Here is an 11832-nt window from a genome sequence, read left to right as displayed (position 1 = left end):
CGACGCCGCCCACGAGCGCGGGCGTCGCGGCTGCGGCGGGCATCCCCCCAGCAGGGGCTGCCGGCACGGATGTCAGCCGCGCGGACTTCTTCCGGGGTTCGCCCGCTCTCGACGCAGGGGAGGACGTCGTGTCCGTCTCCTGGAGCAGCGTGGGGAGCTGTCCCGGCGGTCCAGGAGGTCAACCGTGTGCGCGCCGAGAAGCCGGCGCGGCTGTCGTGCGGAATCCTCCCGACCGGGGATTGGCCGCTCCGGCGCCGGGCGCCGGGCGCTAGCCCAACTGGACCTCGAAGAAGCAGAGATGGTCCTTGATCTGCGCGACCCCGGCGTGCGGCTCGGGGTAGGCCCAGGCGACGTCCTCAGGGCCTCCTTCGAGTGACCAGTAGGAGGCGGTGCCCTTGAACGGGCAGACGGTATGGGTCTGAGACGGTGTCAACAGATCGGTCCGGACGTCCTCCGGCGGCAGGTAATACCGCACCGGGTAGCCGGTTTCGAAGAGCAGCAGCGGGCGGCGGCTGTCGGCGAGCAGCTGCCCGCCGAGCTCGACCCGGACGCGTTCGGTGCCTTGCTTGATCTCGATGCGATGGCCTGGAGTGGACAAAACCCTGATCTCCGTTCGCTTGTCGGACGGGTGCCGTCTCAGGGTCGCATCCGGGACGGGTCGGGGAGATCCCTGACGTCAGCGTGGCGGAGAACCGGCACAGTGACTGTCATGACCAACGACATGACGTCTTCCGGCCCTTCGTCTCTTTTCGCTTCCTCGCCCGCCGCCGCTGCCCCTTCCGCTCGCGTGTCTTCGCCCTTGTCGCGCAGGGCGGTTGTCGGGGCGGCGCTGGCCGGCGCGGCGGCGGTGGCGGGCATCGGCCCCGCGCGCGCCGCGACCGGCGGGGCGCCGCGCCCCCGCTCGCACCTCTCACCGCCCCCGCCTTCCTCGCCCCTCCCGCCCCTCGACGTCGCGGCGCTGCGCGCAGCCCTCTCCGACCTGGAGCATCCCGAGGCCACCGGCGCCCAGCTGCGCGTGACCGGCTCGGCGGGGCGGTGGTACGGCACCGCCGGTGTCGCCGACCGGGCGAGCGGCCGGGCCATAAGGGAGCGGGACACCTTCCGGATCGGCAGCATCACCAAGGTGTTCGTGGCCACGGTGGTCCTCCAACTGGCGGCCGAGGGCCGGGTCGCGCTCGATTCCGCGATCCAGCGGCACCTCCCCGGCCTCCTGCCGCCCGACTTCCCCCCGATCACCCTCACGCAGCTGCTCAACCACACCAGCGGTCTCCCCGACGAGAAGGGGGACGGCCTGCCGGACCTGTCCACCCCCGAGGCGATCGCCCGCCACCGCTACGACCGCTGGACCCCGCAGCAGTTCGTCGCCCTGGTCTCGCACGGCCCGATGAAATTCGCACCCGGCAGCAAGCAGGAGTACCGCGGCATCAACTACGTGCTCCTCGCCCTGCTCATCGAGCGGCTGACCGGCCGCCCCTACGGCGAGGTGATCAGCAGCCGCATCCTGCACCCGCTCGGCCTGCGGCAGACGTCGTTCCCCGGCAAGGACCCCCGCATCCACGGGGCCCATGTCCACGGCTATATGAGGATGACCGACGGCAGCCTGCTCGACATCACCGACTACGACCAGACATCCGCCTGGGGCGAAGGCGAGATGATATCGACCACCGGCGACCTGGACCGGTTCCTCACCGCCCTGTTCTCCTGTCGGCTGCTGCCGCCGCACATCCTGGAGAGGATGTTCACGCTGCCCGACGGGGTGCGCATGGTCGACGGCAGCCCCGCGCGCTACGCAGCCGGTCTTCAGACGGTCACCATGAACGGCATCACCCTCTGGGGCAAGACCGGCGAGCGCTACGGCTATGCCTCGTTCATGGTGGCCACCCGCGACCAACAGCGCCGCGCAGTGCTGTCGTTCAACCCGACGCATCGGGACGCGACCCAGCTCCGGATGACGCAGCGGGTGGCGGAGGCGCTGACGAAGGGGTGAGGGGCGGGGAGCGCTTCACTCCACGTTCTCGGGGGCGCTTCCTGGACGAAGCCGGCGTGCGCGACGGCTTCGCCGAGGGGCGGGGCGCCGGCTGTGCTGCTGCCGTCGGCGGCGAGTCGGCTCGCCACGAAGGCGAGCGGCGCGGCATGCACGGTGTCCGGGCCGGTGCGCTCCGGCGCCGTGGCCGGTACCTGCGTGGCCGGGCCGTCGATCAGTGCGGTGAGCCGCAGGGCGGTGAAGTCCGGGTCCACGGCGCGGAAGGCGCCGTGGTCGATACCGCGCCGCAGCACGTCGGCGGCGGTGGTGCGCCACTGCCGGTGGTAGTGCTCGTGCAGCCGCCCACGGCGGTGTCGCGGGCGGCCTGCGCGCACAGGCCGAGCCGGACCGGCCACTGCCGGCGCGGCTGCTCGGTGCGCGGTGTCCGGAGCGCGCTCAGGTGCAGCAGCTCGGCGCGCGCGTCGGGGGCCGCGGCGAGCCCGGCCGCGCGGCGCTCGGTGTCCCCGTCCACGCACCAGCGGACGGCAGCCTCCAGCAGCTCGTCGCGGCCGGGGAAACGGTGGTGCACGGCGGCCGGGCCGGTACCGCAGGCGGCGGCGATGTCGGCGACCCGTACGGCGTGGAAGCCGTGCTCGGCGATCAGCCGGACGGTCTCGCGGACGGACTGGAACGGCCGGGCGCCCTCGGGGACCGTGGCGGGTTCACGGGAGGGCGGCGGCGCCGGGCGTTCCGGGGCGCCGAGCAGCAGCCGGCCGGTATCCCCCGCCGATATCGGCGATCAGGACGATCTCGGCGAGCGTGAAGCGCCGGGTGCCGCCGGGCGACCTGGACAGCTCGGACGGGTCCATCGCCATCCGGCGGGCGGACTCGTGGCGGCTGCACCCCACCCGGTCGATCACCTGGCGGACGCGGTCCGTGACGCGCCCGGCGGCGTCGGCGATCCGGTCCCCGGGGGCTTCGGTCATGGTCGGGGACCGTCACAGCGTGGTGAGGACATCACCACGCTTGGGAGCGAGGCAGCGGCGGGAAACTGCGGAATCTGCGGAAGCCGCGGAATCTGCGGGGTGTTCGGAGTCGTGTCGGGGGCTTGCCGGTGCGCGGGTCAGGGTGCGGGGCGGGTGGGGCCGGTGCCGGGCCGGGCCCGCTGCGCCGGGGGTGCGGGCGGGGCGTGAGGTGCGGTCCCGGGCCTCGCGCCACGGACTGCCCGCCGCCGGCGTGCCCGGTCCGCACCCCGCACCGGCCGACTGGACAAGCCGCAATACGGGTGAATGTGGCAAAGTGACGGCATGGCTGACCGGGGAGCGAAGCGGCCCACCGTGTCGGTGCCGGACGACTGGCCCGCCCACCCGGACCTGACCCTGGCCCTCAACGGGATGGGCGGCTTCGACTGGGACCTCGACAGCGGGCTGATGCACCTGGATCCGCCCGCCCTGGAGGTTTTCGACCTGCTTCCGGAGGAGTACGACGACCGTCCGGACACCCTCGGCTGCCGTGTACCGAGCCATGAGGCGGCCCGGCTGGACGCCCTGGTGGCCCGTGCGCTCAAGGACGGCAGCCACTCCTACGGCGCCTACTTCCGGGTCCGGCTGCGGGACGGCGAACTGCGCTGGACCCACGCCCAGGGCAGCATCCGCCGCGACGAGACCGGCCGGCCGCGCCGGATCATCGGGGTGGTCAGGGACGCCAGTGACGAATACACCCAGGCGGCCGAGCGGATCGCGATATCCGAGGAGCGCCGCCGGCACACCAGCCTCGTCGAGCGCACCACCGCAGCCCTGGCGCACGCCAGAACGGTGGGCGAGGTGATCGCCGTACTCGCCGACGAGCAGGGGCTGAGCCGGCTCGGCGCGGAGAACGTCATCCTCGGACTGGTCGAGGCGGGGCGCATCCGGCTGGTCTCCGAGGGCAAGGCCGGGAGCTTCGTGCCGGACCTGGAGTTCACGCGGATCGGCGACGCCTTCCCGATGAGCGAGGTCGTACGGACGCTCACCCCGCGCTTCGTGAAGACCCGGGACGAGTTCCGGTACGGCTATCCGCGGCTGTGGCCGGCCATCGCGCCGCTGAACATCGGCTCCGCGGCGTATCTGCCGCTGATCGCCCAGGGCCGCCCGATCGGCGTCATCGGGATGTTCTTCGAGCGCGAGAGCGAGTTCCGCGACCAGGAGCGCAATGTGCTGGTCGCGCTGGGCAGCAGCATCGCGCAGAGCCTGGCCCGCGCGATGCTCTACGACCAGGAGCACGAGATCGCCGCGGGCCTCCAGCAGGCGATGCTGCCGCGCCGGATCCCCGGCGTCCCCGAGGCGCAGATCGCCGTCCGCTACCGCTCCGCCCGGATGGGCCGGGACATCGGCGGCGACTGGTACGACGTGATCCCGCTGCCGGACGGCCGGGTCGCCGCGGTCATCGGAGACGTCCAAGGGCACGACACCCAGGCCGCGGCGCTGATGGGGCAGCTGCGGATCGTGCTGCGCGCGTACGCCGCCGAAGGGCACGCCCCCGCCACCGTGGTGGCCCGCGCCTCCGCCTTCCTCAACGAGCTCGACACCGACCGCTTCGCCACCTGCACATACGTCGACGCGGACCTGAGCACCGGCGCGGCCCGCTTCGTACGGGCCGGCCACATCGACCCGCTGGTGCGGCATGCGGAGGGCCTCTGCCGCCGGCTGCCGGTGGCCGGCGGGCTGCCGCTCGGGATCTCGTCGGAATTCCGGCTGCTCGACTACCCGGTGACCACGATCCATCTCGCGCCGGGGGACACCCTGGTGCTGTGCACGGACGGCCTGGTCGAGGAGCCGGGCACCGACCTCGACATCGGGATGCGGCACTTGGCCAAGGACATCCGGGAGGGCCCCCAGGACGTCCAGCAACTCGCCGACCGGCTCTGCGAGTCGGCGGACGGCCGGACCGGCGAGGACGACATGGCGCTGCTCCTGCTGCGCCGGCTCGGCGTGCCGGAGCACGACACCGTGGGCCGCTTCCGCCAGCACATCGCCCCCGCCGACCCCGAAGGGCTGTCCGCCGCCCGGCACATGATCCGCGCGGCGGTACGCGCCTGGGGCGCCCGGGAGCGCTCCGAGGAGATCGAGCTGGTCGCCGACGAGCTGATCACCAACGCGCTGCTGCACACCGACGGCGAGGCGGTGGTGAACATCCGGATGCCGCACGGTGTCGAGCGGCGGCTGCGGGTGGAGGTCGAGGACCGGTCCAGCAGCCTGCCACGGCGCCGGGAGCCGGGCGAGGCCGGGGTCTCCGGCCGCGGTCTGCTGCTCGTCGACCGGCTGGCGGATGTCTGGGGAGTGGAACCGCGCGGCGGTGGAAAGTGCGTATGGTGCGAGTTCAACTGCTCCTGACCGGGAAGGCCCTGGCCGGACCGGCGCACAGCGGGAACGGGCGCCGAGGGATCGGCACGGCCAAGTAAGGACTGCTCTATGGGATCGCGGGCTGCGGAACAGCGCGAGACCGCCCGTCAGTCGGCGGCGCGGCTGGAGGCGGAAGGCGTCCGGAACGTTGCGCTGACCTGGGTGGACAACGCGGGCATCACCCGCGTCAAGTCCGTTCCGGCGCAACGGCTCACGGATGCCGCGGAGCGGGGCGTGGGGATGTCGCCGGTCTTCGACGTCTTCACCTCCGACGACGCCATCACCGAATCCGCCCATCTCGGCGGTCCCGACGGCGATCTGCGGCTCTTCCCCGACCTGGACCGCCTCACCACACTGGCCGCGCAGCCCGGTTGGGCCTGGGCGCCGGCCGACCGCTACGACCAGCTCGGGCAGCCGCACCCCGCCTGCCAGCGGCTGTTCGCCCGCAGGATGGCGGAACGGGCCACCGCCGCCGGCCTCGACCTGCGGATGGGCTTCGAGACCGAGTGGGTGGTCACCCGGGCCACCGAGGACCCCGACGTGCTCGACTACCCGTGCCTGGGCCCGGCGTACGGCATGACCCGGGTCGTCGAACTCTCCGACTACCTCCGCGACGTCACCGAGGCGCTGACCGTCCAGGGCGTCGACGTCCTCCAGCTCCACCCCGAGTACGCGCCCGGCCAGTTCGAGGTCACCACCGCGCCCGGCGACCCGGTGCGGGCCGCCGATGACGCCGTGCTGGTCCGCGAGACCGTCCGCGCCGTCTCCGCCCGGCACGGCCTGCGCGCCACGTTCGCCCCCGCCGTCGTCGCCGGCGAGGTCGGCAACGGCTGCCATCTGCACCTGAGCCTCCACCGCGACGGCACGAGCCTGCATCGCACCCCCGACGCCGCATGGGGCCTGGCACCCGACGCGGTGGCCTTCCTCGGCGGCGTCCTGGACGCGCTGCCCGCCCTGCTCGCCATCGGCTGCCCCTCGCCCGCCAGCTATCTGCGGCTGCTGCCCTCCCACTGGGCCGGCATCTACCAGTGCTGGGGCGTGGAGAACCGCGAGGCCGCGCTCCGCCTGATCACCGGCGCGCCCGACGACCCGGACGGCGGCCATGCCGAGGTGAAGACCTTCGACGCCGCCGCCAACCCGTATCTCGCCGTCGGCGCGGTGATCGCCGCCGGGCTGCACGGCATCGAGACCGCCGCCCGGCTGCCCGACCCGCAGACCGGCGACCCGGGGGTACTCGGCGTCCGCGAGCGTGCCCGGCGCGGCATCGTCCGGCTGCCCGCCACCCTCACCGAGGCCGCCGACCGGCTGGAGAAGTCGGCCCCGCTCCACGAGGCGCTCGGCGAGGTGCTGCACGGTGCGGTGCTCGCGGTCCGCCGGGCCGAGGAGGCGCACTTCGCGGACAGCGCCCCCGAGGCGATCGCCGCAGCCACCCGCTGGCGCTGGTGACGGCCGTGGACGCCCCGGGCCCCGGCACCCCCGACGACCTGCCGCCGCTGGTGGACCACCACTGCCACGGCGTGCTGCGGCACGAGCCGGACCCGGGGACGTTCGCCGGGTTCCTCAGCCAGTCGGACCGGCCGCCCGCGGCGGGCACCAGCTTCTTCGACACCCAGGCCGGGTTCGCGGTCCGCCGCTGGTGCCCGCCGCTGCTGGACCTGCCCGCGCACTGCCCGCCCGACGACTATCTGGCCCGCCGCCGCGAGCTGGGCCCGGCGGAGACCCGGCGCCGCCTGCTGACCGCCACCGGCATCGGCACGTACCTGGTGGACACCGGGCTGCCCGGCGATCTCACCGACCCGGCCGAGACCGCACGGGCGGGCGGCGGCACCGGTTTCGAGGTGGTGCGGCTGGAGGCGCTGGCGGAGCGGATCGCGGGCGCGGCGAGCGGCAGCGAGGAGTTCCTGGACGGCCTCGGCCGGGCAGTCCGGGAGGCGGCGCGGACCGCCGTCGGCTTCAAGTCGGTGGCCGCCTACCGGCACGGTCTCGCGCTGGATCCCCGGCCGCCCGGCCGCGACGACGTACGGGCGGCGGCCGGCGCCTGGCTCGCCGCCGGCGCGACCCGGCTCACCGACCCCGTGCTCCTCCGCCACCTCATCTGGCTGGCGGTGGCCACCGGCCGCCCGCTCCAGATCCACACCGGCTTCGGCGACCCCGACCTGCGGCTCGACCACACCGACCCGGCGCTGCTCACCGGCCTGATCCGGGCCACCGCCGACACCGGCACCGACCTGGTGCTGCTGCACTGCTACCCGTACCACCGGCAGGCCGCCTATCTGGCGAGCGTCTTCCCGCACGTCTACGCCGATGTCGGGCTGACGCTCACCCACGTCGGTCCGCGGGCCCCGGCGGTACTCGCCGAATTCCTGGAGCTGGCGCCGTCCGGCAAGCTGCTGTTCTCGACCGACGCGCACGGCCTGCCGGAGCTGTATCTGGCCGGCACCGCACTCTTCCGGACGGCCCTGGACTCCGTCCTGGGCGCCTGGACGGAGTCCGGGGCCTGGTCGGCACCGGACGCCCGGCGGGTCGGCGCGATGATCGCGGCGGAGAACGCGCGGCGGGTGTACGGGCTGGACGAGCCGGGCGACCGGTAGCGGCGGACACCCCGGCCGGTAAGGGGTGCTGCCGCCCTGCGCCTATTCCATCGCGGTCGTACCGCGTGGTTTACTGCCACGTGCCCCCTACAACGACCTCCGATGTGACGCCCTCCGAGAAGGACGGGCCGGCTGAAATACCCCTGCGCGCACGGATATTCGCCGATCTGACCCCGCTGCGCGCCTCCCCGGACTACCGCCGCCTGTGGTGCGGCAACACCGTCTCCTGGATGGGACAGCAGATGACCGCGCTCGCGGTCTCCCTCCAGGTCTACGCCATCACCCGGTCCACCTTCTCGGTCGGCCTGGTGGGCCTGTGCTCGCTGATCCCGCTGGTCGTCTTCGGGCTCTACGGCGGCGCCATCGCCGACACCGTCGACCGCCGCAAACTGGGCCTCTACAGCGCCTCCGGCGCCACCACCATGTCCGTCGTGCTGGCCGCCGCCGCGCTGGCGGGCTACCACCGGGTCTGGCTGCTCTACACCGTCGTCGCCCTCCAGGCGATCTGCTTCGCGATGAACTCGCCGGCCCGCTCCTCGATGATCCCCCGCCTGCTGCCCAGGGAGCAGCTGCCGGCCGCCAACGCCCTCCAGTCCCTGACCACCAACCTCGGCCTGATGGGCGGGCCGATGCTGGGCGGTGTCATCGTCGGCCTGTGGGGCTACCAGGCCGCGTACGTGGTCGACGTGGTGGCGTTCGGCGGCTCGCTGTACGCGATGTGGCGGCTGCCCGCGATGCGGCCCGACCACGGCGACGGACCGCAGCGCCGGGCCTCCGTCCTGGACGGACTGCGTTTCCTCGCCACCCGGCCGAACCTGCGGATGACGTTCTTCTCCGACATGGCGGCGATGGTGCTGGCCCAGCCGCGCGCGCTGTTCCCCGCGATCGCGGTCCTCTGGTTCGCCGGGGACGCCAGGACCGTCGGCCTGCTGGTCGCGGCGCCCGCGGTGGGCGCCGTCCTCGGCGGGCTGTTCTCCGGCTGGCTGGGCGGCATCCGCCGGCACGGTCTGGCCATCCTGATCGCGGTGGCCGCCTGGGGCGCCGCCATCGCCGCCTTCGGCCTGTCCCGGCACCTGTGGCTGGGCCTGTTCTTCCTGGCCGTCGCGGGCTGCGCGGACACCGTGTCGATGGTGTTCCGCAGCACCATGCTCCAGGCCGCCACCCCGGACCGGATGCGCGGCCGTCTCCAGGGCGTCTTCATCGTGGTGGTCGCGGGTGGCCCGCGGCTGGGCGACTTCCTCGCCGGTTCGGCGGCCGATCTGACCTCGCCCGCCACGGCCGTGGTCGGCGGCGGGCTCGCCTGCATCCTCGTGGTGGCCGGACTCGGGCTCGGGCGGCGGGCGTTCGCCCGGTACAACGCCCGGGACCCGCAGCCGTGACGGCGGGCTGCGTCCGGGACCGGGACCGGGACCGGCCGGCGCCCCGGCCGGCCCGCCTCCCACCGGTGGTCCCACCCGCGGCGACCCGTCGTGCGCCGGGGCCGTGAACGGGCGAGACTCGGGTACGGGGGCTCATCCGCCACCAGCCGTCTGAATCCGGAGGCCCGCAGTGCAGCGGCAACCGCTTCCGCGCAGCGACCGCGCGCGCGTCCGCGAAACCCAGCCCCCGCCGGTCCCGCCGGACCCCGGAGGCCCCCCGCCCGCCCCCGTGCCGGCGCGCCCGCCGAGCCCCGTCCCGGACCCTCCGCCCAGCCCCCTCCCGGAGCCGCTCCCCGGACCGCCGACCCCGCCGGCGCCGCCCGACCCCATCCCGCCGGAGCCCTCGCCGGTACCGCGTCCCCCCGGACCCGACCCCGACCCGGTCCCGGAGCCGTCCCCGGCCCCGTCACCGCTCACCTAGGGGGCGCCCCGGCCGGCCACGTCCGAACGAGCACCGGGGACGCCCGCCGCTTCGCGCGCCCGCTCCCGACGCGCCACCCCTTCCACCGCGCACCACTCCCGCACCGCCAAGGAGGTGCTGATCATGGCCATCGCCACGGTCAACCCGGCCACCGGCGAGACCCTCAAGACCTTCGACGCGCTCAACGCGGGCGAGATCGAAGACCGCCTGGTCCGCGCGGACCAGGCATTCCAGGAGCACCGCACCACGACCTTCGCCCGCCGCGCCGGGCTGCTGCACACCGCCGCCGATCTGCTGGAGGCCGACCTGGACGGCATCGCGCGCACGATGACCACCGAGATGGGCAAGCCCCTGGCCCAGGCCCGCGCCGAGGCCGCGAAATGCGTCAAGGCGATGCGCTGGTACGCCGATCACGCCGAGGAGTTGCTCGCCGACGAGCAGCCCGACCCCGCCGACGTCAGCGACTCCGGTGCGATCCGCGCCGTGGTCCGCTACCGCCCGATCGGCACCGTCCTCGCCGTCATGCCCTGGAACTTCCCGCTCTGGCAGGTCGTACGGTTCGCCGCCCCCGCCCTCATGGCCGGCAACACGGGGCTGCTCAAACACGCCTCGAACGTCCCGCAGACCGCGCTCTACCTGGAAGAACTCTTCCGCCGCGCGGGCTACCCCGAGGGCTGCTTCCAGACCCTGCTGGTCGGCGCCGCAGCCATCGAGGAAATCCTCCGCGACCCGCGGATCGCCGCCGCCACGCTGACCGGCAGCGAGCCCGCCGGGCGCTCGGTCGCGGCCATCGCCGGCGACGAGGTCAAGAAGACCGTCCTCGAACTGGGCGGCAGCGACCCGTATCTCGTGCTCCCCTCCGCCGACCTCGACAAGGCCGCCCGGGTCGCGGTCACCGCCCGCGTCCAGAACAACGGGCAGTCGTGCATCGCGGCCAAGCGGTTCATCGTGCACCAGGACGTCCACGACGCCTTCTGCGAGCGGTTCACCGCGCGCATGGCGGCGCTGACCGTCGGCGACCCGATGGACGAGCACACCGACATCGGCCCGCTCGCCAGCGAGCAGGGCCGCTCCGACCTGGAGGAACTCGTCGACGACGCGGTCCACCAGGGCGCCCGCGCCCTCTGCGGCGGCCGGCGGCCACCGGAGCACCGCGCCGGATGGTTCTACGAGCCGACCGTGCTCACCGGCATCACCCCGAGCATGCGGATCCACCGCGAGGAGACGTTCGGGCCGGTCGCCACGCTCTACCGCGTCGCCGACCTGGACGAGGCGATCGCGCTCGCCAACGACACGCCGTTCGGGCTCGGTTCCAACGCCTGGACCCGGGACGCCGGTGAACAGGCCCGGCTGGCACGGGACATGCAGGCCGGCGGGGTCTTCTTCAACGGCATGACCGCCTCCCACCCCGGCCTCCCCTTCGGCGGCGCCAAGCGCTCCGGCTACGGACGGGAGCTATCCGGGCACGGCATCCGCGAGTTCTGCAACATCACGACGCTGTGGTACGGGCCGGAGGAGTGAGCCGGTCGCCTGCCGCTCGGGGCCGGGTCAGGGCGCGGCCCACACGGTGACGGACAGCTCGAACGTCGGGTTGTCCGCCGTGGCGTTGCTGCTGCTGTCCGTGGTGTCCACCTTGTCGAAGGTCATCTTCGCCACCTGGTTCCGCGTGGTCACCACGCACCAGACCGTGCCGGGGGTGATCTTCCCGGCGTTGGTGTTGGCGCCCAGCGGGTTGCTCTCGGCCGCCGCCCGGCACGCCTCGCCGGTGTTCGTCCCGGCGTCGGCGGTGCCCGCCCTGACCAGCCTGCCGTAGCCGCCGCCGACGGTGATGACGGCCTGGGCGCCGTTCCTCCCGTTCTGGCAGCCCACGTAGTCCAGTTCGATGTCCGTGGCATCGTCCATCAGCCCCGGGGTCACGGTGGGTTTGTCCAGGTCCAGGGCCTGGGACACCTGGCCCAGGCAGCTCGCCGCCCGCCAGGTCAGGTGGTGGTCGCGGAAGACCACCTTCGCGGCGGCGGGCCGGGCGGTGGTCGGGGCGCCGCGGCCCGGGGGGGGGGCG

The 11832-nt window shown here is 74.0% G+C and carries 9 protein-coding genes and 1 pseudogene; 6 read left to right on the top strand and 4 right to left on the bottom strand.

The genetic code is table 11. The features are described from left to right. Window positions 1-268: 268 nt before the first annotated feature. The gene (locus IEZ17_RS06690; RefSeq protein ID WP_189297382.1) at window positions 269-598 is read right to left on the bottom strand and encodes a DUF427 domain-containing protein; all 330 of its coding nucleotides are present in this window, start codon (window positions 596-598) and stop codon (window positions 269-271) included. Window positions 599-799: 201 nt separating this feature from the next. On the opposite strand from IEZ17_RS06690, the gene IEZ17_RS06685 reads away from it, so the two are divergent. Next, window positions 800-1987, top strand: coding sequence for a serine hydrolase domain-containing protein (locus tag IEZ17_RS06685; RefSeq protein WP_229851963.1), 1188 nt, complete (start codon window positions 800-802; stop codon window positions 1985-1987). A gap of 140 nt (window positions 1988-2127) precedes the next feature. On the opposite strand, the pseudogene IEZ17_RS06680 reads toward IEZ17_RS06685, so the two are convergent. After that, a pseudogene (locus IEZ17_RS06680) lies at window positions 2128-2949 on the bottom strand (TetR/AcrR family transcriptional regulator); the annotation flags it as partial. Window positions 2950-3270: 321 nt separating this feature from the next. Between IEZ17_RS06680 and IEZ17_RS06675 the strand changes: the two are divergent. The 4 genes from IEZ17_RS06675 (at window position 3271) to IEZ17_RS06660 (ending at window position 9313) form a co-directional block, all read left to right on the top strand. Then, the gene (locus tag IEZ17_RS06675; protein WP_189297380.1) at window positions 3271-5334 is read left to right on the top strand and encodes a SpoIIE family protein phosphatase; all 2064 of its coding nucleotides are present in this window, start codon (window positions 3271-3273) and stop codon (window positions 5332-5334) included. A gap of 78 nt (window positions 5335-5412) precedes the next feature. Next, window positions 5413-6789: a glutamine synthetase family protein gene (locus IEZ17_RS06670; RefSeq protein ID WP_189297378.1), complete on the top strand. Its 1377-nt coding sequence runs from the start codon at window positions 5413-5415 to the stop codon at window positions 6787-6789. Next, window positions 6786-7934 (top strand): amidohydrolase family protein, encoded by a 1149-nt coding sequence (locus tag IEZ17_RS06665; protein ID WP_229851961.1) that lies wholly within the window; start codon window positions 6786-6788, stop codon window positions 7932-7934. The genes IEZ17_RS06670 and IEZ17_RS06665 overlap by 4 nt, the downstream gene beginning before the upstream one ends. Before the next feature lie 104 nt (window positions 7935-8038). Beyond that, on the top strand, window positions 8039-9313 hold the full coding sequence (locus tag IEZ17_RS06660; protein ID WP_189297376.1) for an MFS transporter: 1275 nt from the start codon (window positions 8039-8041) through the stop codon (window positions 9311-9313). A 456-nt stretch (window positions 9314-9769) separates the two neighbouring features. Here the strand turns inward: IEZ17_RS06660 and IEZ17_RS43790 are convergent, their stop codons facing one another. Then, window positions 9770-9898 (bottom strand): hypothetical protein, encoded by a 129-nt coding sequence (locus IEZ17_RS43790; RefSeq protein WP_268249809.1) that lies wholly within the window; start codon window positions 9896-9898, stop codon window positions 9770-9772. Here IEZ17_RS43790 and IEZ17_RS06655 point away from each other — a divergent pair. After that, entirely contained in the window at window positions 9897-11294 is a 1398-nt protein-coding gene (locus IEZ17_RS06655; RefSeq protein WP_189297374.1) for an NADP-dependent succinic semialdehyde dehydrogenase, read from the top strand. The genes IEZ17_RS43790 and IEZ17_RS06655 overlap by 2 nt on opposite strands. Before the next feature lie 27 nt (window positions 11295-11321). Here the strand turns inward: IEZ17_RS06655 and IEZ17_RS06650 are convergent. Beyond that, the coding region (locus IEZ17_RS06650; RefSeq protein WP_189297372.1) for a hypothetical protein at window positions 11322-11832 on the bottom strand (511 nt) is incomplete at its 5' end.

This window comes from Streptomyces albospinus, assembly GCF_014648695.1.
Classification (GTDB): Bacteria; Actinomycetota; Actinomycetes; order Streptomycetales; family Streptomycetaceae; genus Streptomyces; species Streptomyces albospinus.
Note: the sequence above shows the minus strand (reverse complement) of the source record. Positions and strands in the feature narration are given on the sequence as shown.

Excerpts from the sequence above, each read along its gene's own strand:
- IEZ17_RS06675 (WP_189297380.1), top strand. The coding sequence starts at position 3,271 with ATGGCTGACCGGGGAGCGAAGCGGCCCACCGTGTCGGTGCCGGACGAC.
- IEZ17_RS06670 (WP_189297378.1), top strand. The coding sequence starts at position 5,413 with ATGGGATCGCGGGCTGCGGAACAGCGCGAGACCGCCCGTCAGTCGGCG.
- IEZ17_RS06655 (WP_189297374.1), top strand. The coding sequence starts at position 9,897 with ATGGCCATCGCCACGGTCAACCCGGCCACCGGCGAGACCCTCAAGACC.
- IEZ17_RS43790 (WP_268249809.1), bottom strand. The coding sequence starts at position 9,898 with ATGATCAGCACCTCCTTGGCGGTGCGGGAGTGGTGCGCGGTGGAAGGG.